Here is a 22,933-nt window from a genome sequence, read left to right as displayed (position 1 = left end):
GGCGGCGAGGTGTCAGGTGTAGATGGTGGTGGCGTAGTTCGGGCCGTAGTGGCGTTCCAGGTCGGCCAGGCTCTCGGCCGGGTTCTCGACCTCCTTGATCAGCCGGGCCCGGGACGGCAGTGCGTCCGGCTGCCAGCTCTCCGGCTGCCACAACTCGGAGCGCAGGAACGCCTTGGCGCAGTGGTAGAAGATCTGCTCGATCTCCACCACCACGGCGAGGATCGGGCGGTGCCCCTTGACCACCATGTCGTCGAACCACGGCGCGTCGCGGACCAGTCGGGCCCGGCCGTTGATCCGCAGCGTGTCCGTACGCCCGGGAATCAGGAAGATCAGTCCGACGTGCGGGTTGTCCAGGATGTTGCGGTAGCCGTCGGCGCGCCGGTTGCCCGGCCGTTCCGGGATGGCGATGGTCCGCTCGTCCAGCACCAGCGCGAAGCCGGGCGGGTCGCCCTTCGGCGAGACGTCGCAGCTGCCGTCCGCGCCTGCCGTCGCCACCAGGCAGAACGGCGACGCGGCCAGCCAGTCCCGGTCCCGGGCGTGCAGGACGGGCCGCTCCTTGGTCACCGCGCGCGGCATCGGCGCCCCCAGCAGCTCGCGCAGTTCCTCGTGCGAGGTGATGTCCACCGTCACGTGATCCTCCCCCGTGCGTTGACTCCGGTGGCGGGGTGTCCGCCACGAGTCAGCCTAGAGCGCGACCAGCGCGAGGTTTGTCCCTCCAGGGCGGGGGTACCGCCTCACCCGACCCGCCCCGGAGAGACCGACCCGCCCGGAGAGACTGACCCGACCCGCCCGGAGATATCGAGCAGTGGAGGCCCGATGGAGAGCCGGCTCAAGGTGCTGGGTCATCCCGTCCACCCGATGCTGGTCATGTTCCCGGTCGGCCTGCTGGTCACCGCGGTCCTGTTCGACCTGGTGGACACCGTCGGCGGGCCGGACTTCCTCGGCGAGGTCGCGTACTGGAACATCACCGTCGGCCTGATCGGCGGCCTGCTGGCCGCGGCGGCCGGGACGTTCGACCTGCTGGCCATCCCGTCGGCCACCCGCGCGAAGCGGGTGGCGCTGACCCACGCCGCCGCCAACGTGGCGGTGATCCTGCTCTTCGCCGCGATTTGGGTGGTCCGGCTCAACGCCGAATCCCGGGCCGCCGGGGGCGCGCTGATCGCCATCGAGGTGGTCGCGCTGGCCATCCTCGGCGTGAGCGCCTGGCTGGGCGGGGAACTGGTCGACCGGCTCGGCGTCGGCGTGGACCGGGAGGCCGGGCTGGACGCGCCCAGCTCACTGCGATCCCCGGCGGCCACCCACCGGATCGGAGAGGTGCAATGAGCGAGCGCAGCGAGCGGGTCGTCAGCGGAGGGCCGGCATGAGCGAGCAGAGCGGCGGGACCGGCCGGGGTTGGCGCGGCCGTCAGCAGGGCTGGGATCCGATGGGCGAACTCCAGTCGCTGCGTTCGGAGCTGCGCCGGCTGGTCGGGGGCCGGGCCGGGCCACCGGACGTCGAGATGGCCGAGACCGCCGACGGCTGGGAGGTCGTGGTGCGGCTGCCCGGGGTGGCGCCGGAGGAGGTGGCCGTCGAACTGGACGACCGCGAGCTCTGCGTCCGGGCCCGCTCCGAGGCCGAGGTCAACGCCGACCACGGCATCCCCGGCGGCTTCGAGACCAGGGGCTTCGAGTACCGGGTCGACCTGCCGTCCCGGGTGGACCCCGACAGCATCGACGCGGTCATGGACCACGGCCTGCTCCGGGTGCGGCTGCCCCGGGCCGCCCGGCCCGCGCCGCGCACCATCACCGTCGGCCGCACCGGCCCCCGACCCGCCGGCCCCGACGGGGGTACGCCGAGCGTCCTCGACCCGGCCGCGGACCGGGAGATGCACCACCCGGACATCGCCGTCGGCGAGACCGACCGGCCGTAACGAGCCGCGTGGGCACCCCGAACCTGCTCGGCCCGGCCAGCGGCCGCGTGCCCGACGTTGAGCGGATCGCCGTGCTGCGCGCCAACGCGCTCGGGGACTTCATCTTCGTCCTGCCGGCGCTGGACGCGCTGCGGGCCGCGTACCCGGAAGCGGAGATCGTGCTGCTCGGCGCGCCGTGGCACGCGAAGTTCTGGCGCGACCGGCCCGGGCCGGTGGACCGCGTGCTGGTGGTGCCGCCCGCGCCGGGGATCCGGGGTCCCGATCCGGGCGAGCCGGAGTCGACGCTTGACGACTTCCTGGCCGCGGCCCGCGAGGAACGCTTCGACCTGGCGTTGCAGCTGCACGGCGGCGGGGCCAACTCCAACCCGTTCGTCGCCGCCCTCGGGGCGCGGGTCACCGCCGGGCTGCGCGCCGAGGACGCGCCGCCGCTGGACCGCTGGATCCGGTACGTCTACTACCAGCAGGAGGTGATCCGCTACCTGGAGGTGGCCGGCCTGGTCGGCGCGGGCGCCACCACGATCGTCCCGGCGCTGGCCGTGACCGACGCCGACCGGGCCGAGGCGGCCGAGGTGCTCGGCCCGGCGGAGCGGCCGAGAGCGGCGCTGCACCCCGGCGCCACCGACACCCGCCGCCGGTGGCCCGCCGAACGCTTCGCCGAGGTGGCCCGCGAGCTGGTCGGCGACGGGTACGAGGTGCTGGTCACGGGCACGCCCGCCGAGCAGGACGTGGTGGACCGGGTGGTCGCGGCGGCCGGGGTGCCGGTCCGGCCGCAGGTGGGCACGCTCAGCCTCGGCGGCCTGGCCGGCTGCTACGCCGGCTGCGAGCTGGTGGTCTCCAACGACACCGGGCCACTGCACCTGGCCGCCGCCGTGGGCACCGCGACCGTCGGCATCTACTGGGTCGGCAACCTGATCACGGTGGCGAACCTAGTGCGCGGCCGGCACCGGCCGATCAGCTCGTGGACGGTGCTCTGCCCGGTCTGCGGCGTGGACTGCACCCCGGGCATCTACCCGCACCGCCCCGGCGACGGCGAGTGCCCGCACCGGGACTCCTTCGTCACCGACGTGCCGGTGGTCGAGGTCCTGGAGGCGGCCCGCGAGCTGCTCCGCCCGGAGCCCGGCGCCCCCTGAACGGCCCCGGGGCGGGCGCGCGTCGGCTCAGGCCGGCTGCGCCGTCTCCTCCTCGGCGAGCACGACCTCCCACGCCTCCACCTCCCGGTCGGTGACCGTGGTGGGCGACTCCAGGTGGTAGGCGCCGCTGGGCAGGACGCCGGCGCCGCCGAAGCGCGCCAGCACGGCGAGCTGGGCGGCGACGTCCTCGCCCTGGTGCTTCTCGTCCACCCGCCGCCAGAAGTCGAACCCGCCGGAGTCGACCAGCTTCGCCCGGTCGTAGAGCACGCAGCCGCCGATCCAGGACACCCTGTACGCCCGCCAGCCACCCGACGGCAGGTCCAGTTGCCGCGTGACGTGCAGCAGGTTCGCCGCCGAATGGATCGACGCCCGCTCCCACTCCGGCGTGCCGGGGCGGATCCGTTCCGGCGTGGGCGGGCCGGTCCACTCCTCGTAATGTCGGTGCGTCTCCGGCCGGACGTCGTCGGCGTACGACAGCCCGTGCACCGCGTTGCCGACGAAGCCGCAGCCCAGCTCCTCGATGGCGGTGACCAGCCGGCGCAACGTGCCCGGCTCCAGCCAGACGTCGTCGTCGAGGCAGAGCACGTACCGGGCGGCGGAGGCGGCCAGCAGGTACGCCCGGTGCTCGGCCAGCCCGCGCCGGGGCAGCCGGCGGGTCAGCAGCACGGGGTGCCCCCGGTGGCGCAGCGCCCGGACCATGGTGGCCGCCGCCGGGTGCCGGTACGCGGCGTCGCCGTCGGACTGGTCGCTGACCACCACGCCGAAGCCGGGTACGCCCTCCTGGGCGGCCAGCCCGGAGAGGGTGACCGCCAGTTCGGCGGGGCGGTTGCGGGTCGGGATCAGCACGTCGAGCAGCCGATCCGCGCGGAACCCGCCGGCCGTGCCGAGGTCGAGCGGGCGGTTCACGACGGCTCGGGCGTCAGGGAGGTGTCCTCCTGCGGCTCCTGGCCGTGCGCCCGGATCCGGTCGATGATCGCCGAGGTGGACCGGTCGGGGACGTACCCGAGGGTGCGGACCTGCCCGCCGAGGCTGCGTACCAGCGGCGCCTCGGGCACCATCTCCGGTGGGTAGTCGCCGCCCTTGACGTACACGTCGGGGCGGACCGCCTCGATCAGCTCCGCCGGGGAGTCCTCCTCGAAGACCACCACGTGGTCGACGCAGGCCAGCGCGGCGAGCAGGGCGATGCGGTCCTCCACCGGGTTGACCGGCCGGTCCGGGCCCTTCAGCCGGCGTACGCTGCCGTCGGAGTTGACCGCCACCACCAGCAGGTCGCCGAGCGCGCGGGCCTGCTCCAGGTAGCGCACGTGGCCCCGGTGCAGCACGTCGAAGCAGCCGTTGGTGAAGACGATCGCGCGGCCCGCCCGGCGGTGTTCCTCGACGAGCGCGGCCAGCTCGTCGATGCCGACCAGCGCCCGGTGGCCGGCCCCGTCGACCGGTGCGTCCAGCGCGACGAGCAGGTCCTCCCGGCGGCACACGCAGGTGCCGGTGTCCGAGACGGTGATGGTCGCGGCCAGCTGGGCCAGCTGCGCGGCGGTGGGCAGCGGCGCGTCGGCGGCCAACGCCAGCGTCATCGCCGCCAGGTACGCGTCGCCCGCCCCGACCGCGTGGCTGGCCGGCACGGGGGTGCTGTGGCTGCGTCGGGGCTCGCCGTCCGCCCCGCCGACCACCGCGCCGTCGGTGTCCAGGGTCACCGCCACCACGTCGGCGCCGGTGTGCGCGCGCAGCTCGGCGAGGCGGGACTCGGCCAGCACGGCCCGGTCGACGCCCTCGCCGGCCGTGGCGTTGACGGTGACGCCGGTGCCGGTCACGGTGAGCCCGTTCCCGGTCATCGCCACCCGGCCCTCGCCGGCCGTCGGCTCGCCGGTCGGGTTCGTCGGGCCGGGGCGGTGGACGGCGTGGTGCGGCGCGACACCGCCGGGGGAGACGCCCACCGTCAGTTCGGAGGGGCCGTCGGCCGGGTCGCCGTCCGGGTGGTCCAGGTGCAGCCCGGCACCGGGTGCCGGACGGGCGCCGGCGGCCCGGGCGAGCAGCCGGGTCGCCTCGGCGAAGCTGGGGGTCACCACCGTCGGGGCCAGGCCGCGCCAGTCGGCCAGGTCGTGGGCGTCCAGCGCGACCGTCGCGTACCGCTCCCGGTGGGTCACCAGCCAGGCGCGCACGGGCGCGGGCAGCGCGCCCAGGCCGTAGTCGCAGACCACCAGGGTGGGCGCCTCGCCGCCAGCGGCGCGCAGCTCCTCGGTGGCGCAGTCCAGCGCGGTGAGCAGCCGGGCCACCCCGTCGGCGTCGAGCACGTCGTCGGGGTCGCCGGAGTCCTCCCGGAGCAGGATCTGGTTGCCCGCCAGCATCCGCCGCTTCACCGGCGTCGGGCGGGCGGGCTGGTTGACCGTACGGTCCCAGACGCCGGCCCGGTCCAGACAGTCGTGCAGTTCGTCGCCGGCGACGTCCGCGCCGACCGGCGCCACCAGCACCGCCCGGCCCCCGAGCGCGGCGACGTTCACGGCGGTGTTCGCCGCCCCGCCGGCCGCGGAGATCCGCCGGCGCAGGGTGAGGACCGGGGCTGGCGCCTCCCGGCAGAGCCGGTCGGACTCGGCGAAGCGCCACTCGTCGAGCATGGCGTCCCCGACGACCAGGACGGGACGACCCAGCCAGCCCTCCACCACTGCGGCGAGCCGGCGCTGTTCCGCTGCTCCTCCTGCCATGCCGTCCCGGGTCCCCCGGGGCATCCGGGCCAAACCTGCCGCCGCCGGGAGGGGTTTCGGGCACCGGGCCCCGGGAAGGGACGGACGGTACCCCGGAGAGGAGAGAGACCGAGATGGCAGCGACGACACTTCAGGGCAAGCGGATCGCGTTCCTGGCCGCCGACGGCGTCGAGGAGGTCGAGTACGTCCAGCCCCGCGAGGCGGTGGAGCAGGCCGGCGCCACGGTGGAGCTGGTCTCGCTCAAGCCCGGCACCATCCAGTCCTTCAACCACCTGGACCAGTCGAAGACGTACGACGTGGACGTGACCGCGGCCGACGCGGACGCCGGCGGCTACGACGCGCTGGTGCTGCCCGGCGGGATGGCGAACCCGGACTTCCTGCGGGCCGACGCGGACGCGGTGCGCTTCGTCAGGGCGTTCTTCGACGCCGGCAAGCCGGTCGGGGTGATCTGCCACGGGCCGTGGACACTCATCGAGGCGGACGTGGTGCGGGGCCGCCGGCTCACCTCCTGGCCCAGCCTGCGCACCGACCTGGCCAACGCCGGCGCGGACTGGGTCGACGAGCAGGTCGTCACGGACGGCGGCCTGGTCAGCAGCCGCAAGCCGGACGATCTGCCGGCCTTCTGCGCCAAGATCGTCGAAGAGTTCGCCGAGGGCCCGCACTCGTCCCGCTGACCGATCGTTGGTCGTGAGGTCGGTGGCCGGAGCGCCACCGGCCCCACGATCGACAAGGTGCCCTACGCTCCGCACGCATGTTTCGGGTGAGCGGGGAAAGGAGGCGGGATGACCACGGAAGCCCCGGCGCTCGGCGGGCGACAGATCCGGCTGCTGATGTTCGGCCTGATGACCGGCATGTTGTTGGCCGCGCTCGACCAGACCATCGTCGGCACCGCGCTGCCGACCATCGTCGGCGAGTTGGGCGGGATCAACCACTACTCGTGGGTGGTGACCGCGTACCTGCTGGCCTCCACGGCCTCGACGCCGCTCTACGGCAAGATGGCCGACCTGTACGGGCGACGCCCCGTCTTCCTCTTCTCCATCGGCACGTTCCTGCTCGGCTCGCTGCTGGCCGGCCTGTCGCAGGACATGACCCAGCTCATCGTCACCCGGGGGGTCCAGGGCCTCGGCGCCGGCGGCCTGATGACGCTCGCGTTCACCATCATCTCGGACGTGGTGTCGCCCCGGGATCGCGGTCGCTACCAGGGCCTGTTCGGGGCGGTCTTCGGCCTCTCGTCGGTCGCCGGACCGCTGGTCGGCGGCTACTTCGCCGAGACCGACTGGCGGTGGATCTTCTACATCAACGTGCCGCTGGGGATCCTGGCGATCATCGTGTGCTCCCGGGTGCTGCGGCTGATCCCGTTCACCAGGCGCGACCACTCGATCGACTGGCTCGGCGCGGCGCTGCTGGTCGCCGGGGTGAGCAGCCTGCTGCTCGCGCTGAGCTGGGGCGGCAACGAGTACGCCTGGGGCTCCGGGGTGATCATCGGCCTCTTCGTCGCGGGCGCGGTGCTCGGCGTGCTCTTCGTGCTCCAGGAGGCCCGGGTGGCCGAGCCGATCCTGCCGCTGCGGCTGTTCCGCAGCGCCACGTTCGCGCTGGCCAACTCGGCCGGCTTCGTGCTCGGCCTGGTGATGTTCGGCTCGATCATCTTCATCCCGCTCTACCTCCAGATCGTCCGGGGCGCCTCGCCCACCCGCAGCGGACTGCTGATGCTGCCGATGATGGCCGGCATCATCGTCACCTCGGTGCTGACCGGCCGGGCGATGAGCCGGATCGGGCGGTACAAGTGGTTCCCGGTATCCGGCGCGGCGGTGCTGCTGGTCGGCATGCTGCTGTTCACCCGGCTGGAGGTGGACACCTCGCTCTGGGTGGCCTTCGGCTACATGGTCGTGATCGGGGTCGGGCTGGGGCTCTGCATGCAGTCGCTGATCCTGGCCGTGCAGAACTCCGTGTCGATGCGCGACCTGGGCGCCGGCACCTCGTCGGCGACGTTCTTCCGGTCGCTGGGCGGCTCGTTCGGCGTCGCCATCCTCGGCGCGGTGCTGTCGTCGCGGCTCACCTCGGAACTCGCGGACCGGCTGCCGGGCGCGATCGCCGTACTGCCGCCGGAGCAGCAGGCCGCCGTCGCGGCGAGCGGCGGGGCGGACGTCTCGGTCAACGATCCGGAGACCATCCTGGCGCTCCCCGCCCCGGTGCGCGCGGCCGTCCAGGCGGCGTTCGTCGAGTCGCTGCACCTGGTCTTCCTGACCACCGGCCTGATCGCGATCGTGGCGGTGCTGGTCACGCTGGCGCTGCCGAACGAGAAGCTGCGCGGTGCGGGCCCGGGCGGCGCCACGGGCGGCACGGACGGCCTCGGCGGCGAGGGCCCGGCGCCCGGCGGCAAGCCGCTGGACAGGGAGTCGAAGCAGGAGGCCGCCGCCGAGATGGAGGCGAAGAGCCAGACGATGCTCTGACCGGCCCGACCGCGGCTCCGGCTCCCGACCTCGGCCTCGGCTCCGGTCCCGACCTAGGGTCCGAGTCGGGACCGGTCGGGGCCGGGTCGGGCGGCCTACTTGAGGATCAGCCGGTTGGTCTGCTCGAAGACGTCCAGGTCGGCGACGGTCTCGGCGACGCTCGCGGAGAGCGGGGCCGGCAGTTGCGCCCGGTGGAAGAAGCCCGCGTCGGTCGTCTCGTCGGTGATCCGGGTCAGCGCGCCGTCCCACTCGTCGACGCGGAACGCGGTCGTGAAGATCTGGTACGTGTGGCCGTACATGTTGGTGTGGGTGCGGTCCGGGCCCGTGTAGAGGGCGAAGGCGCTGACCCGCAGCGCGCGCAGCCCGGTCTCCTCGCGTACCTCCCGGACGGCGCAGTCGGCGATGGACTCGCCCAGCTCCATCGCCCCGGCGGGCAGGGCCCACTGCCCGTTGTCTGAGCGCTGGATCAGCAGGAGGCGCCCCGCCTTGTCGCGGACCACGGCGCGGGCGCCGACGAACATCAGCGTCCGGTCACCGGCGAGCGCGCGTAGCTGTCCCACGTACGAATCGGCCCAGGAGATGCTCACCCGGACAATTTACGGTGCCGTTACGGTCTCGACCGGCATTCCAGGGTTCCCAACCTGTGACCGCCGACACTACTTTGTTACCCATGCGTAGCACGATGATGGACGCTCCCCTCCAGGTCTCCCGGATCCTCGGTCACGGCGCCACCGTGCACGGCACGGCGGAGGTCGTCACCTGGACGGGCGGCGAGCCGCGCCGGATGACGTACGCCGAGGTCGGGCGCACGGCGGCCCGGCTGGCCCACGCGCTGCGCGACGAGTGCGGTGTCACCGGCGACGAGCGGGTCGCCACCTTCATGTGGAACAACGCCGAGCACCTGGTGGCGTACTTCGCGGTGCCCAGCATGGGCGCGGTGCTGCACACCCTCAACCTCCGGCTCTTCCCCGATCAGGTCGCCTACATCGCCAACCACGCCGAGGACCGGGTGGTGCTTGTCGACTCGACGCTCATCCCGCTGTTGGCCCGGGTGATCGGCGAGATGGGCACCGTGCGGCACGTGGTGGTCGTCGGCGGCGGCGACCCGGCCCCGCTCGCGGCGGCGGCCGGCGACCGGATCACCGTGCACCACTGGGACGCGCTGCTGGCCGACCGCCCGGACGTCTTCGACTGGCCCGTGGTGGACGAGCGCGACGCCGCCGCCCTCTGCTACACCTCGGGGACCACCGGCAACCCGAAGGGCGTGGCCTACTCGCACCGCTCGATCTACCTGCACTCGCTCCAGGTCTGCATGCCGGAGGGCTTCGGCCTCGGCCCGACCGACCGCGAGCTGGCCATCGTGCCGATGTTCCACGCGATGTCCTGGGGCCTGCCGTACGCGGCCTTCCTCTCGGGGGCGTCGCTGATCATGCCGGACAGGTTCCTCCAGGCCGGGCCGATCGCCGACATGATCGCCGCCGAGCGGCCCACCCTGGCCGGCGCGGTGCCGACCATCTGGACCGACCTGCTTGCCCACCTGGACGCCCACGACGTGGACAGTTCCTCGCTGCGGGAGGTGATCGTCGGCGGCTCGGCCTGCCCGCCGGCGCTGATGCACGCGTTCGCCGAGCGGCACGGCATCGACGTCATCCACGCCTGGGGGATGACGGAGATGTCCCCGTTGGGCTCGGTCTCCCGGCCGCCGGCCGGCGCGACCGGCGAGGAGGCCTGGCGCTACCGCTACACGCAGGGCCGGGTGCCGGCCGGGGTCGAGGCCCGCATCGTCGGCCCGCTGGGCGAGCCGCTGCCCGCCGACGGGGCGTCGGTCGGCGAGCTGGAGGTCCGCGGGCCGTGGGTGACCGCGCGGTACGTCGGCGACGACGTGCCGGACGAGGAGAAGTTCCGCGACGGCTGGCTGCGTACCGGCGACGTCGGCACCCTCTCGCCGGACGGCTACATCACGCTCACGGACCGGGCCAAGGACGTCATCAAGTCCGGCGGCGAGTGGATCTCCTCGGTCGAGCTGGAGAACGCCCTGATGGCCCACCCGGCGGTGCTGGAGGCCTGCGTGGTGGGGGTGCCCGACGAGCGCTGGGGTGAGCGGCCGCTGGCCACCGTCGTGCTCCGCGAGGGCGCGTCGGCGACGGTCGAGGAGCTGCGGGAGTTCCTGGCCGGGTCGGTGGCCCGCTGGCAGCTGCCGGAACGCTGGGCCGTCATCGACGCGGTGCCGAAGACCAGCGTCGGCAAGTTCGACAAGAAGGTCGTCCGTTCCCGGTACGCCGGGGGCGAACTGAGTGTCCGGGAGCTGACCGCCCCGTAACGTTCTCAGGCGCACCGTCGCCTGTTGGGGTAGGGAACACTCCTGAATTCCCTCCCCAGGGGCGGCCCCGGCGTTCGCACCGCGCCGGGGCCGCCCGCTCCATGCGGGGTACCCGCACCGTCATTGTTGCGAAACTTGTTCGCCTCTGTGCCCACTACGGGGAAATCCGCCCAGCTCAGAGGGCTTTCGGCCTCCGGCCGTCACTCGTCCCCGCTCGTGGTGATCAGCACCTTCCCGACCACCGAGTTCTCCACCGCCTCGTGGGCCGCGACGGCCGCCGAGAGCGGGTGACGGTGCAGCGGCAGGCCCGCGTCCTCGCCCACCCGGATCCCGCCCTGCGCCGCCGCGGCGGCCACGTCCACCACCGCCTGGGCCTTGGCCGCCTTCGGCTCGGTGTAGACGAGGACGAACTGGAACCGCGCGTTCGGCGCCATCAACGGCCGGATCGGCAGGGTCACCTCGTCCCCGCCGTCGTCGGCGTAGACGCAGACCGCCCCGCCGCGCCGGAGCAGTTGGACGTCGGCGGCGGCGTTGCGCGCCGCGGAGACCTCGACGATCGTGTGCACCCCGTCGGGCGCGATCTTGCGGACCTCCTCGACCACGTCCTGCTCCCGGTAGTCGACCACGAAGGACGCGCCGGCCGCCGCCGCCAACTGCGCCTTCTCCGGGCTGCTGACGGTGGCGACCACGCAGGCGTCCGCCCAGCGGGCGAGCTGGATGGCCGCGTTGCCCACCGCGCCCGCCCCGCCCTGCACGAGCACCGTGTGGTCGCTGAGCGCGCCCGCGCGCAGCCGGTCCGCCGTGTACTCGCCGGCGGTAAGGCAGCGGTGCGCGGTGAGGAAGGGGATGCCCAGGCTGGCCCCCAGTTCGAAGGAGGCGTCGCCGAGGGGCACCGCCTGCCGTACCGGCACCACCGTGTACTCGGCGGCGGTGCCCCAGGGCCGCTGCCACGCGGCCTCCCACAGCCAGACCCGCTCGCCGATCAGGTCCCGGTCGACGCCCTCGCCCACCGCCTCGATCACCCCCGCGCCGTCCTGCCCGGGCGTCTGCCAGTCGCCCGGCATCGGCCCCTGCGAGCGGGCCTTCCAGTCCGTCGGGTTCACCCCGGAGAACGCCACCCGCACCAGGACCTCGCCGGGGCCGGGCTCCGGCACCGGCCGGTCGACCAGTTGCAGCACCGAGGCGTCGCCGGTGCGCTCGTACACGATCGCCTTCATCCCCGTCTCCTCACCCGGCGGCCCCGGCCGGGGCGCCGTGGCTGCGGTACCCGGCGGATCCGCGCTCATGCCCGCGCCGGGCACGCTGCCTACCCGAGGCGGTCCACGGCCTGCGGGGTCACCTCCCCGACCGTGCCCAGGACCAGCGTCGCGAGGCGCTCGGCGTCCGGGTCCAGCGGGTACGCCCCGTGCGGCACCGCCACCACAGTCATCCGGGCGGCGGCGGCCGAGCGGACGCCGTTGGACGAGTCCTCCACGGCCACGCAGCGGGCCGGGTCGACCCCCAGCCGCTCGGCAACCGCCAGGTAGACGTCGGGCGCCGGCTTGCCCCGCTCGGTCTCCTCGGTCGACAGCGTGGCGCCGAACGCCCCGGTCAGGTCCGTCGCGGCCAGCGCCGCCGCGATCAGCCGGGTAGGCGACGAGCTGGCCAGCCCCAGCGGCCACCGTTCGGCCAGCCGGCGCACGACCTGGTCGGCCCCGTCGATCAGCGGTACGCGCTGCGCGTACCGCCGGGTCATCTCCTCGATCACCTCGGCGGCGACCTGCTCGGGGCTGCGGTCGACGCCCAGCTCACCGCTGAGGTAGCGGGCCCACTCGCCGGTGCTCATGCCCATCAGCCGGCGCTGCGTGTCGGGCTGCCAGGTGCCGCCGTGCGCCGCGACGTACGCCCGCCGGACCTCCTCCCACACCGGCTCGGAGTCCACGATCACGCCGTCCAGGTCGAAGACCACCGCATCCGCCACGAACCCATCCTGCCCCATCGGCAGCGTCCGGGCCGGCGGGCGGGGGTCAGCTCCGCAGCGCGGGCAGGCCGATCGGGTTGCCCTCCGGGATGACGGTGTGGGCGGCGCGGGCGATCGGCTCGAGCAGCTCCCGCAGCCGCTCGGCGCGCTCCGGGCCCAGGGTCCGCCACGGGCGGGCGGCGGCGGCGTCGGTGGCGTCCTCGATCGCCTGGAACCGGGCGAGACCCTGCTCGGTCGGCTTCCCGTCCGGGGTGAGCCAGCCCCGCTCGGCCAGCCGGGCGCGGGCGGCGGCCCACTGCTCCTCGGACCAGCCGCGCCCGAGCAGGTTCAGCGGCGAGATGTCGACCGCGACCCGCCAGGCCAGCGTCTCCACCGGGTCGAGGTCGGCCGCGACCAGGGCGGCGATGTGCCCGTCGCCGCGCTGCTCGCGCAGGGTGGTGGCGGCCTGCCAGAGCCGGGCCAGCGGGTACTCGCCGCGCGGCAGGGCGGCGTTGGCGGCGCCCAGCACCCGGCCGGCGGGCTCCGCCTCGGCGGCGGCGGCCTCCAGCAGCTCGGCCGCCTCGACGAGGTGCGACTCCGGCAGCTCGTAGGTCAGCTCGGCCAGCGCCTGCACGGCGCCCGTGAGCCGCGCCCGCAGCGCCTCCTCCGGGGTGGCCAGCCGCCAGACGGCCGGCAGCGCCCGCGCCACCGTGTGCGGGGCGAAGTTGAAGAACGCCGCCGTCACCGGGGCGGGCTCGGCGGCCCCCAGCGGCGCGGCCCGGCCGGCGAAGTAGCCGCGCCAGAAGCCCCGCAGCCCGACCGCCTCGAAGGCGGCCCGGGCGCGGGGGTGGAAGTAGGTGATCGCGTGGACCGGCTCGTAGTGGGTCCACAACACCCGGGCGGTCCGCCCCGCGTCGTCCAGCGCCGTCACGTGCACCTCCGCGTCCGGTCCGGTCATCACCCCGGACGGTCGGACCGCCCGGGGTGACGCTGAACCTACTGCCGGTGGCTGAGGGGCCGGAAGCCCTCTGTGGGCTACTGCATCAACGACGGGCGACATCCCGGGCGAACCGGGCCGCTATCGCGGGGCAACGGCCCGGTCACGGGCCGACCGGCGGATCACTGGGCCGCGAGCACGTCCACCACGAAGCGCAGCGGGCCGGCGGGACGGCCGCCGGGCGGGTTCGTGCCGTACGCCAGCTCGGCCGGAAGGTCGAGCTGCACGCGGCTGCCCACGGTCACCCCGACCAGGCCCTGGTCCCAGCCCGGGATGACCTGGCCGACGCCGATGGCGAAGGAGGCCGGCTGCCCGGCGTTCCACGAGGAGTCGAACTCCTTGCCGTCCTTGTAGAAGACGCCGACGTAGTTCGTGGTGATCATCTGACCCTTCTTCACCGCCGGGCCGGTGCCCTTGATCATCGGGGTCACGACGAGCTTCTTCAGCTCGCCCTCGCCGGCGGTGACCTTCGGCTTGGTGCCCAGGGCCGGGTCGGCCCCCTCCGGCAGCTGCGGGGCGGGGGGCGCGTCGGCGGCGGGGGCGCTGGCGGACGGGCCGGCCGAGGGGGCGCTGGCCGTCTGGTCCTTGTCACCGTCGCTGTTGCGCCCGATCGTCACGAAGACGGTGATCAGCACCGCGACGACCGCGACCCCGGCGAGCCCGCCGGCCCAGGCCTGCCGGCGGCGCTTCGCCTCGGCCGCCTTCTGGGCGGCCAACTGGGCGGCCAGCCGCCGCTCCGACTTCTGGGACCGGTTCTGCGTACGCTCGCTCACGGCGTCGACTCCCTGCTGCGAAGGTGGTGGCCGGCATCGGAGTGCCGGGGGGAAAGCCGACGCACACGGTACCCGCCCGGCCGCCCACCGCGCCGCCTCGACCGTGGCCGCTCCCGCCGCACGGGTCACGCCGGCCCCGGCACCACCATGAAGTCGGTCACGAACGAGGTGACCCGGCCGTCGGCGGTCCGCCCGATCCAGGTGCCGTAGCAGCCGTCGCCCCAGCCGGACCAGACCGTCACCACGTTGGCCCCGGTCGCCTCGTCGAGCACCGCGGCGACGTGCCCCGGCACCGGCCCGCCCGCGGGCTCGTCCGCGACGAAGACGTCCGTCACCGCGCCCTCGTCCCACGTTTCCAGGGCGGCCAGCGCGGTGGGATCGGCCAGGGTGCCGATGCCGGTGTCCACCCCGTAGCCGAACCAACCGTCCGGCTTGAGGGCCGAGACGTCCTGGTCGCCGACCAGCGCCATCTCCCAGCGCGCCGTCGGCTCGTCGTGGACCACCAGTTCGAGGGCGGCCACCCGCCGGTCCGCCTCGGTGTCCTCGCCCCGCACCACCGCGACCCAGGCCCGCGCCGGGTAGCGGCCGGGGGCCACCCCGACCGTGAACGGTTCGTCCTCGGGGCAGGCCACCGGGTCGCAGCCGACCACCCGCCCCGTCGGCAGCACGACGTCGCCCAGCGGGTGCACCTCCATGACGTACGTGGCGTGCTCGTCGGCGAAGCGGGCGCCGGGTGTCAGCAGCCGGTCCAGGTCGGGGGTGTACGGCATGGGGTTCCTCTCGCGGCGGGGGCCGGCGGAGCGTACCCGCGGCGATCCGCACCCGCGAGACCGCACCGCGCCGGCCGGCGGTTCAGCCCTCGAGATGCCGTGCCAACCCCTGGCGCAGGTGGTGCTTCGGGCGGGAGCCGACGATCGAGCCGACCACCTGCCCGTGGCGGAAGACCAGGAGGGTGGGCAGGGACATCACGCCGTAGGTGCGGGTGGCCGTCGGGTTGGCGTCGGTGTCGATCGTGGCCACGACCAGCCGCCCGGCGAACTCCTCGGCGAGCTCGGCGAGGCTGCGGGAGATGGCCCGGCACGGCGGGCACCAGTCCGCCCAGAAGTCGACCACCACCGGCCGGTCGGCGGCGAGCACCACGGTGGCGAAGGTGTCGTCGGTGACAGCGGTCAGCGAGCCGTCCGGCGCAGTCTCGAGCATGTTTCCTCCCGGTGGGTGATGGCGTGGGCGAGTTGGTCGCGCAGCTCCTGGCGGACCGCGTGCAGCCGGTCGATGCCGGCGTCGAGCTCGGCCAGCTTGCGCCGCAGCACGGCCACCGAGTCGGGGCAGACGTGACCGGAGGCGTTTCCGGCCCGCAGGCAGGCGACGAACGGGCGGATGTCGTCCAGGCCGAAGCCCACCGCCAGCAGCGCCCGGATCTCGCGTACGACGTGCAGCTCCGCCTCGTCGTAGACCCGGTAGCCGTTGGCCGAGCGGGCCGCCCGGACCAGGCCGTGCGTCTCGTAGTAACGCAGGGCCCGGGTGCTCGTGCCGGCGCGCTCCGCCAGCTCACCGATCAGCATCCGACCTCCCTCGTCCGACCCGACCGACGCTAGACCTTGTCACCGGCGTCAAGGCAACCTCGGCCGGGCGGGCGGCGGTACGCGTACGACCAGGGGTCAGGCCGTCTTGCGGGCCGCCTTCTTCGCGGCGGCCTTCTTGGCGGCGGGCTTCTTCTCGCCCTCGGCGGCCTTCTTCGGGGCGGCCTTCTTGGCGGCAGCCTTCTTCGGCGCGGCCTTCTTCTCGGCGGTCTTCCTGGCCGGCGCCTTCGCCGCCTTCTTCTCGGCGGCCTTCTTCTGCGCCGAGCGGGCGGCCGAGATCGGGGTCGGCTCCCCGCCGCCGCCGGCCGGCGCCTCGCCCCGGGCGGACCGGGCGCGCTCGACGGACGCCTTCAGCGCCGCCATCAGGTCCACCGCCGCGGCCGGGGCCTCCTCGACCTCCTCCGGCTGGACCACCTCGCGACCCTCCACCTTGGCGTCGATGACCTCCTGCAGGGCCGCCCGGTAGTCGTCGGTGAAGGCGTCCGGCTCGAACTCGCCGGCCATCGAGTCGATCAGCGAGCTGGCCATCGCCAGCTCCGGCGGGCGGACCTTCAGGTCCTCGTCGAGGAAGCCGAAGTCGGGCTTCCGGATCTCGTCCGGCCAGAGCATCGTGTTGAGCAGCAGCACGCCCTCGCGGACCCGCAGCGTGGCGAGCTGCTCCCGCTGGCGCAACGCCACCTTGACGATCGCCACCCGCTCCGAGTCGGCGAGCGCGTCGCGCAGCAGCACGTACGGCTTGGTGGCGGTGCCCTCCGGCTCCAGGAAGTACGCCTTGTTGTAGAGGATCGGGTCGACCTGCTCGGCGGGGACGAACTCCAGCACGTCGATCGCGCGCGAGCTGGACAGTGGCAGCTCGGCGAAGTCCTCGTCGGTGAGGATCACCATCTCGCCGCCGCCGATGTCGTAGCCCTTGGCGATGTCGTCGTAGGTGACCTCCTCGCCGCAGATCTGGCAGGTGCGCTTGTAGCGGATGCGCCCGCCGTCCTCCCGGTGCACCTGGTGGAACCGGATGTCCTTCTCCTCGGTGGCCGAGTAGAGCTTGACCCCGATGGAGACGAGCCCGAACGAGACGGCTCCCTTCCAGATGGCCCGCATCCCCGTGCTCCTCTCGCCGGTACAGCCCAGGATCGCAAATGATCGAAGGCCACGCGAGCGCTTCGGTGCGCAAGTACAGTCGGGACGTGCCCGGCGCGCCGCTCAAGCCGATGCTCGCGATGACCGGGCAGCTCCCGGCGGGTGCCGGCTGGGCGTACGAGTTCAAGTGGGACGGCGTCCGCGCGCTCGCCGACATCTCCGGCGGCCGGCAGCACCTGTACGCCCGCAGCGGCGTGGAGATCACCGCCGCGTACCCCGAGCTGGCCACCCTGCACGAGCAGGCGGGCGACGCGCTGCTCGACGGCGAGGTGGTGCTGCTCGGCGAGACCGGCCAGCCCTCGTTCACGGCCCTGGCGGAGCGGATGCACGTCCGCGACCGGAACAAGGCCACCCGGCTGGCGGCGGTCGCCCCGGTGACGTACATGATCTTCGACCTGCTCCGGCTCGACGGCGAGGACCTGACCGGCCGGTCGTACGCCCGCCGGCGGGAGGCCCTGGACGGCCTGGCGCTCGGCGGCGCCCGGTGGGCGGTGTCGCCGCTCTTCGGCGACGGCCCGGCCACCTACGAGGCGGCCGGCGAGCACGGCCTGGAGGGGGTGATGGCCAAGCGGGTCGACGCGGTCTACCGGCCGGGCGTGCGCTCGCCCGACTGGGTGAAGGTCAAGCTGGAGGTCACCGGCGACTTCGTGGTCGGCGGCTGGCGGCCCGGGGCGCGCCGGATCGGCGGCCTGCTGGTCGGGGTGCCGCGCCCGGACGGGCGGCTCACCTACCGGGGGCGCGTCGGTGGCGGCATCGGCGCGGCCATCGAGCGGGAACTGCTCCGCGAGCTGGAGCCGCTGCGCGCCGGCGCGTCGCCGTTCGCCGGGGACGTGCCGCGCGAGGATGCCCGGGGCGCGATCTGGGTAACACCCCTGGTCGTGGTGGAGGTCAAGTACGGCCAGCGCACCCCGGACGGGCGACTGCGGTTCCCCCGGGTGCTCCGGCTGCGGCCGGACAAACCCGCCGAGGAGGTCGACGATGCCGGCTGAACGGTTCAAGGTGGACGTCGAGGGACGCGCGCTGGAGCTTTCCAACCTGGACAAGGTGCTCTATCCCGAGGCCGGGTTCACCAAGGGCGAGGTGATCGACTACTACACCCGGATCGCCCCGGTGCTCCTGCCGCACCTGGCCGACCGGGCGCTCACCCGGATCCGCTTCCCCAACGGGGTCACCGGCGGCTCCTTCTTCGAGAAGAACGCCCCGGCCGCCACCCCCGGCTGGGTACGCACCGAGACGCTGCCCGCGCCCGGGTCCAGCAAGGGCCGGGACACCATCGACTACGTGGTCGCCGACGACCTGCCCACCCTCGTCTGGCTGGCCAACCTCGCCGCGCTGGAGCTGCACACGCCGCAGTGGAAGGTCGGCGAGCACCCCGACATGATGGTCGTCGACCTCGATCCCGGGCCGCCGGCGGCGCTGCGCCAGTGCTGCCAGGTGGCGCTGCTGATGCGCGACCGGCTCGCCGACGACGGCATCTCCTCGTATCCCAAGACGTCGGGGAAGAAGGGCATGCAGCTCTGCTGCCCGATCGCCGGCAGCCAGTCCTCCGACCACGTGTCCGACTACGCCAAGCGGATCGCGCAGGAGCTGGAGCGGGCGCACCCGAAGCTGGTCGTGTCGAAGATGGCCAAGAACCTGCGGCCGGGCAAGGTCTTCATCGACTGGAGCCAGAACAACGCCGCCAAGACGACCGTGTCGCCGTACTCGCTGCGGGCGCAGTCCGTGCCGTCCGTCTCCACCCCGCTGACCTGGGACGAGGTCGAGGCGGGCGCGGCAGGGAAGAGGCCGGCGACGAAGCCGTACACGGCGGGGGAGGTGCTGAAGCGGGTGGAGAAGCAGGGCGACCTGCTGGCCCCGCTACTCGACGGCGGCCCCGAACTGCCCGCCCCCTGACAGAACCCGGCCGGCGGGAGCGGGCCGGCCGGGCAGCGGCGTCAGGCGGCCGGCCAGGTGGTGTACGAGATCCGCGCGTTCAGGTTGGCCGGCACGCCCAGCCAGGTGTAGCAGTTGACCGAGACGACGGTGTCGGCCCCGGACGGGGACCACCCGGCCAGTACGCAGTAGCCGCGCGGCGGACGTTGGAGACTGGTCACGAACGAGTTCACGAAGGCGGTGCCGTAACCGGTGGCCGTGCCGGCGAAGCGCGCCTGGTAGCGGCCGGTGCCGAGCACCGTGCCCGTCGCGCCGCCGAAGCCCGGGATCGTCGAGTTGTAGCTCTCGCCGCCGATCCAGGTGCCGCTGACGTTCTCGCCGTGGAACACGCCGCTGGCGAAGCGCGGCCCGAACGCCCGGCCCAACAGGTCCACCCGGGAGCCGTACGTGACCGCGAAGCGGGCGTCCACCGGGTTTCCGGCGGCGTTCGCACAGTGGACCACCCACCCGTCCGGCGGATCGAGCTGGCAGTGCACGGCGGTGCCGCCCAGCGCGGTCACGTGCGCCATCGGGAAGATCGCCCCGCCCTCGCTGGGCGGGTTCGGGTTCATCAGGAAGCGGTACCGGCCCTTGTCGAGGCGCTCGTAGGAGACCGTCCCGCCGGCCGAGTCGTACCGGTAGGCGGCGGGCAGCGTGCGTACGCCGGTCGGCTGCGCCTGGTCGGTGACGAACCACGCCAGCCGGCCCTGACCGACCTGCCGGACGTTGGTGAAGGTGGCCACGAAGCGGCTGTCCGCCGGGCTGCCGGTCGCGGCGAAGCAGCGCACCTGGATCAGCAGGTCGGGGGCGCCGATCGGGCTGCGGTACCAGCTCGCCACCGTGCAGAGGACCGGCCCGCCCCCGTACGCCACCGCGTGCGCCACCCCGCCGCTGGTCGCCGCCCCCTCCAGCATCACCGTGTACGCCCCGGTGCCGGTCCGCCGCACCACGACGTCGCCGTCGCCGGAGTGGGCGCTGTAGCCGCCGGTGATGCGGTACTCGGTCGTGGTCGGGGAGTGCGCCCACACCGTGGCGGTCACCGTGGGGTTGGGGTCCGGCAGCGGGTCCGCCGCGGCGGGCGCCGGCCGGGCCAGCGCCGCCCCGGCGAGCAGTACCGCCAGCGCCACGGCGCCCCGTAGCGTCCCGCCCCGCCGGGCCCGGGGCACACGTTCGTCTGTCTGCATGACGCAGCCTCCCTGGGCCTCGGCGGACCGTCCGCGTCACGAGTGTGGCAACGCCGGTCAATGCCCGTGCCGGTGCGGCGGCGCTGCCTGCCCGACCCACCGCACCCGGAAGTGTCACGCACGGTGCGGTGCCAGTGCCTGTGCGGTGCCCCCGCGGTGTCGGCGCGGGTGCCCGGGACCGGCGCGTCGGTGCCCCGTCGGCCCGCCGCCCGTTGAGTAGGGTGGCCGCAGCCTGCCGAGGAGTGCGAGATGAACATGACCGATGCCCTCGTTCGGGAGCCGCTGGCCGGTGGCCGGACGGCGGAGGTGGACCGGCCCCTGCTGACCTACCTCGACGACGCGACCGGCGAGCGGGTCGACCTGACCGCGACGGAGCTGGGCGGCTGGGCGGCGCGGGCCGCCGGGTTGCTGCGCGACGGCTGCGGGCTCGGTGTCGGCGACCGGGCGGCGGTGATGCTCCCGGCGCACTGGCAGACCGCCGCCGTGCTGCTGGGCGCCTGGTCGGCCGGGGTGGCGGTGTCGTTCCGCCCCCGGGCGACCGCCGGCCTGCCGTCGCTCGAACCGGGCGCCGACCGGCCGTACGACGCGCTCTTCGTCAGCGCGCAGCGGCTGGACGACTGGCTGGAGGACGTGCCCGAGGCGCGGCACCGCTACGTGCTCTCCCTCGGCGCCGCGCCGCGCGGGGAGCGGCCCCTGGGCTACCTGGACTGGCTCACCGAGGTCGGCCGGCACACCGACGCGCTGCCCGCGTCCGCCCCGCTGACCAGCACCGACGCGGCCAGCCCCGACGGCACGAGCTACCGCGAGTGGGGCAGCGTCGCGCTGGCCGTGGCGGAACGGCTCGACCTGCGGGCCGGCGACCGCCTGCTGGTCGACGTCGCCGAGCACGAGCAACCCGTCTACTGGCTGCTGGCGCCGCTGGCCGTCGGCGCGTCGGTGGTGCTCTGCGCCAACCTGGACCCGGCCCGGCTCGACGCCCGGATCGCCGCCGAGCAGATCACCCGGGTGCTGTAGATGGCCGGGATCTACACCGAGGCGAGCATGTCGCTGGACGGCTACATCGCCGGCCCGGGCGAGAGCGGCTTCGACCACCTCTTCCAGTGGTACGGCAACGGCGACGTCGCCACCGCAACCGCCAAGCCGGAGATGACGTTCCGCACCTCGCAGGCGAGCGCCGGGCACCTGCGGCACACCCTGGACGACACCGGCGCCCTGGTCGTCGGCCGACGGCTGTTCGACCTCGTGGACGCCTGGGACGGCCGGCACCCCATGGACAAGCCCGTCGTGGTCGTCACCCACCACGTGCCGGACGGCTGGCCCCGGCCGGGCGCGCCGTTCACCTTCGTCACCGAGGGCGTGGAGGCCGCCGTCGCGCAGGCCAGGGAGCTGGCCGGCGACCGCTGGGTGGCGGTGAACGGGGGCAGCATCGCCCGCCAGTGCCTGGCGGCCGGGCTGCTCGACGAGATCCGGGTCAACCTGGTGCCGGTCCTGCTCGGCGACGGCGTGCCGTTCTTCGACCACGTCCGCGACGCCCCCGTCGAGCTGTCGAACCCGACGGTCGTCGAGGGCGACCGGGTCACCCACCTCTACTACCGGGTCCGCCGACGGTAGCCGTCCGAAAGGACGAAACGAGCCTCGCCGGTACGCCCCGAACAGGCGTGGCGCGGGCCGCGGAACGCCCCGCGCGCCTTCGATCAGCGCTCCCCGGCCCCCTGGCGTTACAGGGAAAACAGGCTCTTTCCGCAGGTCTGTTGCATGGGCGATCGACGTGGTCTCATACCGGGGAGACGACGTCATCGACCTGGTCATGACAACCCCGCGTCGACTTCGCACCGCCTCCATCCTCCTGAAAGGTGCACCGATGCACAGGAGACCCATCTTCCGACTCGCGGTCCTCACCGCCACCGCCGCGACGCTCCTGGCGTCCGGCGGCGCCTACGGCGCGGTGTCGGCGGCGCCCTTGCCCGTCTCCCCGGGCGCGGCCGAGTGCGAGCCGGACGCCCACGGGCACGGCGCGGCCCGGCTCGCCGAGGGCGCCACGGCCAAGGAGCCGGAGCTGTACTCCAAGAACGAGGCGAAGGCCTACGGCGTCATCAAGGACGCCCCGCGCCTGGCCAACGGCAGCGTCACCGTGCCGACGGTCTTCCACATGATCTCCGACCACCCGCTCAGCGCGGCCGAGACGACCCGGTGGAACACCCTGATCGCGGCGCAGGTGAAGGTGCTCAACGACTCGTTCGCGGGCCGTACCGCCGCCAACGCCTCCGACACGCCGTTCCGGTTCGACCTCGTCGACACGACGTGGACGGTGAACAGCAACTGGTACACCGTCGTGCCGGGCAAGAACGAGCGCGACATGAAGAAGGCGCTGCACACCGGCGACTCCGAGACCCTCAACGTGTACGCGGCCAACATCGGCGGCGGCCTGCTCGGCTGGGCGTACTTCCCGAAGGGCTACAACAACGGCCGCGACTACATCGACGGCGTGGTCATGCTCGACGAGTCGATGCCGGGCGGCACGGCCGGCAAGTACGCCCTCGGTGACACGCTGACGCACGAGGTCGGGCACTGGCTGATGCTGGAGCACACCTTCGCGCACGGCTGCTCCGCCGCCGGCGACTTCGTCGCGGACACCCCGCGCGAGGCGGCGCCGCAGTTCAACTGCCCGGTGGGCGCGGACACCTGCACCGCACCCGGGCTGGACCCGATCCACAACTTCATGGACTACACGCAGGACTCCTGCATGAACATGTTCACGCCGGGTCAGGCGGACCGGATGAGCGACGCCTGGGTCGCCTTCCGAGCCGGCGGCGCCGGCTGACGCAGTGCGCGGGTGGCGGGCCGGGGGGGGACCGGCCCCCCCCCCCGGCCCCCCACCCCGGATACACCGGCCCGGGCGGGGAAACATTA

General features: G+C 74.0%; 23 protein-coding genes and 1 pseudogene. 11 read left to right on the top strand and 13 right to left on the bottom strand.

Translation table 11 applies throughout. The annotated features are described in order from the left end of the window. Positions 1 to 12: 12 nt before the first annotated feature. Positions 13 to 630, bottom strand: coding sequence for a pyridoxamine 5'-phosphate oxidase family protein (locus ACLQ20_RS04020; protein ID WP_132232018.1), 618 nt, complete (start codon positions 628 to 630; stop codon positions 13 to 15). 186 nt (positions 631 to 816) lie between these two features. Here ACLQ20_RS04020 and ACLQ20_RS04015 point away from each other — a divergent pair, with 186 nt between their 5' ends. Genes ACLQ20_RS04015 through ACLQ20_RS04005 form a run of 3 tightly spaced genes read left to right on the top strand, consistent with a single transcriptional unit; the run spans position 817 to position 3,039 of the window. Continuing rightward, positions 817 to 1,323 (top strand): DUF2231 domain-containing protein, encoded by a 507-nt coding sequence (locus tag ACLQ20_RS04015; protein WP_151456572.1) that lies wholly within the window; start codon positions 817 to 819, stop codon positions 1,321 to 1,323. A gap of 37 nt (positions 1,324 to 1,360) precedes the next feature. Then, a complete protein-coding gene (locus ACLQ20_RS04010; RefSeq protein ID WP_151456573.1) occupies positions 1,361 to 1,909 on the top strand; it encodes an Hsp20/alpha crystallin family protein in 549 nt (182 codons plus the stop codon). Positions 1,910 to 1,917: 8 nt separating this feature from the next. Continuing rightward, the gene (locus ACLQ20_RS04005) at positions 1,918 to 3,039 is read left to right on the top strand and encodes a glycosyltransferase family 9 protein (RefSeq protein WP_425854195.1); all 1,122 of its coding nucleotides are present in this window, start codon (positions 1,918 to 1,920) and stop codon (positions 3,037 to 3,039) included. 27 nt (positions 3,040 to 3,066) lie between these two features. Here ACLQ20_RS04005 and ACLQ20_RS04000 read toward each other — a convergent pair whose 3' ends face one another. Continuing rightward, on the bottom strand, positions 3,067 to 3,945 hold the full coding sequence (locus ACLQ20_RS04000; protein WP_425854193.1) for a glycosyltransferase family 2 protein: 879 nt from the start codon (positions 3,943 to 3,945) through the stop codon (positions 3,067 to 3,069). After that, positions 3,942 to 5,735, bottom strand: a complete 1,794-nt coding sequence (gene rfaE2 / locus ACLQ20_RS03995; RefSeq protein WP_327030304.1) for a D-glycero-beta-D-manno-heptose 1-phosphate adenylyltransferase — start codon at positions 5,733 to 5,735, stop codon at positions 3,942 to 3,944. Before rfaE2 ends, ACLQ20_RS04000 begins: the two co-directional genes overlap by 4 nt. 113 nt (positions 5,736 to 5,848) lie before the next feature. On the opposite strand from rfaE2, the gene ACLQ20_RS03990 reads away from it, so the two are divergent. Then, positions 5,849 to 6,409, top strand: coding sequence for a type 1 glutamine amidotransferase domain-containing protein (locus tag ACLQ20_RS03990; protein ID WP_425854191.1), 561 nt, complete (start codon positions 5,849 to 5,851; stop codon positions 6,407 to 6,409). Between the two features lie 108 nt (positions 6,410 to 6,517). Further along, positions 6,518 to 8,185: an MDR family MFS transporter gene (locus tag ACLQ20_RS03985; RefSeq protein ID WP_425854189.1), complete on the top strand. Its 1,668-nt coding sequence runs from the start codon at positions 6,518 to 6,520 to the stop codon at positions 8,183 to 8,185. A gap of 95 nt (positions 8,186 to 8,280) precedes the next feature. Here ACLQ20_RS03985 and ACLQ20_RS03980 read toward each other — a convergent pair whose 3' ends face one another. Continuing rightward, complete coding sequence (locus ACLQ20_RS03980) at positions 8,281 to 8,772, bottom strand: NUDIX domain-containing protein (RefSeq protein WP_151456579.1); 492 nt, start codon at positions 8,770 to 8,772, stop codon at positions 8,281 to 8,283. A gap of 83 nt (positions 8,773 to 8,855) precedes the next feature. On the opposite strand from ACLQ20_RS03980, the gene ACLQ20_RS03975 reads away from it, so the two are divergent. Continuing rightward, the gene (locus ACLQ20_RS03975; protein WP_425854187.1) at positions 8,856 to 10,505 is read left to right on the top strand and encodes a fatty acid--CoA ligase; all 1,650 of its coding nucleotides are present in this window, start codon (positions 8,856 to 8,858) and stop codon (positions 10,503 to 10,505) included. Positions 10,506 to 10,705: 200 nt separating this feature from the next. On the opposite strand, the gene ACLQ20_RS03970 is transcribed toward ACLQ20_RS03975, so the two are convergent. The 8 genes and pseudogenes from ACLQ20_RS03970 to ACLQ20_RS03935 all read right to left on the bottom strand — a co-directional run bounded on the left by ACLQ20_RS03970 (position 10,706) and on the right by ACLQ20_RS03935 (position 16,889). Further along, a complete protein-coding gene (locus ACLQ20_RS03970; RefSeq protein WP_425854186.1) occupies positions 10,706 to 11,722 on the bottom strand; it encodes an NADPH:quinone reductase in 1,017 nt (338 codons plus the stop codon). Positions 11,723 to 11,811: 89 nt separating this feature from the next. Then, complete coding sequence (locus ACLQ20_RS03965; protein WP_358114714.1) at positions 11,812 to 12,465, bottom strand: HAD family hydrolase; 654 nt, start codon at positions 12,463 to 12,465, stop codon at positions 11,812 to 11,814. A gap of 46 nt (positions 12,466 to 12,511) precedes the next feature. Next, a complete protein-coding gene (locus ACLQ20_RS03960; protein WP_151457717.1) occupies positions 12,512 to 13,402 on the bottom strand; it encodes an SCO6745 family protein in 891 nt (296 codons plus the stop codon). Between the two features lie 161 nt (positions 13,403 to 13,563). Beyond that, positions 13,564 to 14,251: pseudogene (locus ACLQ20_RS03955) on the bottom strand (FKBP-type peptidyl-prolyl cis-trans isomerase). 88 nt (positions 14,252 to 14,339) lie between these two features. Then, entirely contained in the window at positions 14,340 to 14,984 is a 645-nt protein-coding gene (locus ACLQ20_RS03950) for a DUF4241 domain-containing protein (protein ID WP_358114720.1), read from the bottom strand. An 82-nt stretch (positions 14,985 to 15,066) separates the two neighbouring features. Next, complete coding sequence (trxA, locus tag ACLQ20_RS03945) at positions 15,067 to 15,414, bottom strand: thioredoxin (protein WP_151457488.1); 348 nt, start codon at positions 15,412 to 15,414, stop codon at positions 15,067 to 15,069. Then, complete coding sequence (locus tag ACLQ20_RS03940) at positions 15,384 to 15,776, bottom strand: MerR family transcriptional regulator (protein ID WP_151457489.1); 393 nt, start codon at positions 15,774 to 15,776, stop codon at positions 15,384 to 15,386. Before ACLQ20_RS03940 ends, trxA begins: the two co-directional genes overlap by 31 nt. 96 nt (positions 15,777 to 15,872) lie before the next feature. Next, a complete protein-coding gene (locus tag ACLQ20_RS03935) occupies positions 15,873 to 16,889 on the bottom strand; it encodes a Ku protein (RefSeq protein WP_425854184.1) in 1,017 nt (338 codons plus the stop codon). Positions 16,890 to 16,975: 86 nt separating this feature from the next. On the opposite strand from ACLQ20_RS03935, the gene ligD (ACLQ20_RS03930) reads away from it, so the two are divergent. Both ligD (ACLQ20_RS03930) and ligD (ACLQ20_RS03925) read left to right on the top strand, forming a co-directional pair. Continuing rightward, on the top strand, positions 16,976 to 17,917 hold the full coding sequence (gene ligD / locus ACLQ20_RS03930; protein WP_425854250.1) for a non-homologous end-joining DNA ligase: 942 nt from the start codon (positions 16,976 to 16,978) through the stop codon (positions 17,915 to 17,917). Then, positions 17,907 to 18,821, top strand: coding sequence for a non-homologous end-joining DNA ligase (gene ligD, locus ACLQ20_RS03925; protein WP_327030311.1), 915 nt, complete (start codon positions 17,907 to 17,909; stop codon positions 18,819 to 18,821). The genes ligD (ACLQ20_RS03930) and ligD (ACLQ20_RS03925) overlap by 11 nt, the downstream gene beginning before the upstream one ends. A gap of 41 nt (positions 18,822 to 18,862) precedes the next feature. Here the strand turns inward: ligD (ACLQ20_RS03925) and ACLQ20_RS03920 are convergent, their stop codons facing one another. Then, a complete protein-coding gene (locus ACLQ20_RS03920; protein ID WP_425854183.1) occupies positions 18,863 to 20,023 on the bottom strand; it encodes a hypothetical protein in 1,161 nt (386 codons plus the stop codon). Positions 20,024 to 20,272: 249 nt separating this feature from the next. Here ACLQ20_RS03920 and ACLQ20_RS03915 point away from each other — a divergent pair, with 249 nt between their 5' ends. The 3 genes from ACLQ20_RS03915 (at position 20,273) to ACLQ20_RS03905 (ending at position 22,844) form a co-directional block, all read left to right on the top strand. Continuing rightward, on the top strand, positions 20,273 to 21,037 hold the full coding sequence (locus ACLQ20_RS03915; protein ID WP_425854182.1) for a TIGR03089 family protein: 765 nt from the start codon (positions 20,273 to 20,275) through the stop codon (positions 21,035 to 21,037). Beyond that, the gene (locus ACLQ20_RS03910) at positions 21,038 to 21,634 is read left to right on the top strand and encodes a dihydrofolate reductase family protein (protein WP_358114729.1); all 597 of its coding nucleotides are present in this window, start codon (positions 21,038 to 21,040) and stop codon (positions 21,632 to 21,634) included. A 250-nt stretch (positions 21,635 to 21,884) separates the two neighbouring features. Next, positions 21,885 to 22,844, top strand: coding sequence for a zinc metalloprotease (locus ACLQ20_RS03905; protein WP_425854180.1), 960 nt, complete (start codon positions 21,885 to 21,887; stop codon positions 22,842 to 22,844). Positions 22,845 to 22,933: the final 89 nt, after the last annotated feature.

Origin of the sequence: Micromonospora sp. DT46 (assembly GCF_049841735.1) — a bacterium.
GTDB classification, from domain to species: domain Bacteria; phylum Actinomycetota; class Actinomycetes; order Mycobacteriales; family Micromonosporaceae; genus Micromonospora; species Micromonospora reichwaldensis.
Note: the sequence above shows the minus strand (reverse complement) of the source record. Positions and strands in the feature narration are given on the sequence as shown.

Excerpts from the sequence above, each read along its gene's own strand:
- ACLQ20_RS04015 (WP_151456572.1), top strand. The coding sequence starts at position 817 with ATGGAGAGCCGGCTCAAGGTGCTGGGTCATCCCGTCCACCCGATGCTG.
- ACLQ20_RS04010 (WP_151456573.1), top strand. The coding sequence starts at position 1,361 with ATGAGCGAGCAGAGCGGCGGGACCGGCCGGGGTTGGCGCGGCCGTCAG.
- rfaE2 (WP_327030304.1), bottom strand. The coding sequence starts at position 5,735 with ATGGCAGGAGGAGCAGCGGAACAGCGCCGGCTCGCCGCAGTGGTGGAG.
- ACLQ20_RS03990 (WP_425854191.1), top strand. The coding sequence starts at position 5,849 with ATGGCAGCGACGACACTTCAGGGCAAGCGGATCGCGTTCCTGGCCGCC.
- ACLQ20_RS03985 (WP_425854189.1), top strand. The coding sequence starts at position 6,518 with ATGACCACGGAAGCCCCGGCGCTCGGCGGGCGACAGATCCGGCTGCTG.
- ACLQ20_RS03975 (WP_425854187.1), top strand. The coding sequence starts at position 8,856 with ATGCGTAGCACGATGATGGACGCTCCCCTCCAGGTCTCCCGGATCCTC.
- ACLQ20_RS03970 (WP_425854186.1), bottom strand. The coding sequence starts at position 11,722 with ATGAAGGCGATCGTGTACGAGCGCACCGGCGACGCCTCGGTGCTGCAA.
- ACLQ20_RS03960 (WP_151457717.1), bottom strand. The coding sequence starts at position 13,402 with ATGACCGGACCGGACGCGGAGGTGCACGTGACGGCGCTGGACGACGCG.
- ACLQ20_RS03950 (WP_358114720.1), bottom strand. The coding sequence starts at position 14,984 with ATGCCGTACACCCCCGACCTGGACCGGCTGCTGACACCCGGCGCCCGC.
- trxA (WP_151457488.1), bottom strand. The coding sequence starts at position 15,414 with ATGCTCGAGACTGCGCCGGACGGCTCGCTGACCGCTGTCACCGACGAC.
- ACLQ20_RS03940 (WP_151457489.1), bottom strand. The coding sequence starts at position 15,776 with ATGCTGATCGGTGAGCTGGCGGAGCGCGCCGGCACGAGCACCCGGGCC.
- ACLQ20_RS03935 (WP_425854184.1), bottom strand. The coding sequence starts at position 16,889 with ATGCGGGCCATCTGGAAGGGAGCCGTCTCGTTCGGGCTCGTCTCCATC.
- ligD (WP_327030311.1), top strand. The coding sequence starts at position 17,907 with ATGCCGGCTGAACGGTTCAAGGTGGACGTCGAGGGACGCGCGCTGGAG.
- ACLQ20_RS03920 (WP_425854183.1), bottom strand. The coding sequence starts at position 20,023 with ATGCAGACAGACGAACGTGTGCCCCGGGCCCGGCGGGGCGGGACGCTA.
- ACLQ20_RS03915 (WP_425854182.1), top strand. The coding sequence starts at position 20,273 with ATGAACATGACCGATGCCCTCGTTCGGGAGCCGCTGGCCGGTGGCCGG.
- ACLQ20_RS03910 (WP_358114729.1), top strand. The coding sequence starts at position 21,038 with ATGGCCGGGATCTACACCGAGGCGAGCATGTCGCTGGACGGCTACATC.
- ACLQ20_RS03905 (WP_425854180.1), top strand. The coding sequence starts at position 21,885 with ATGCACAGGAGACCCATCTTCCGACTCGCGGTCCTCACCGCCACCGCC.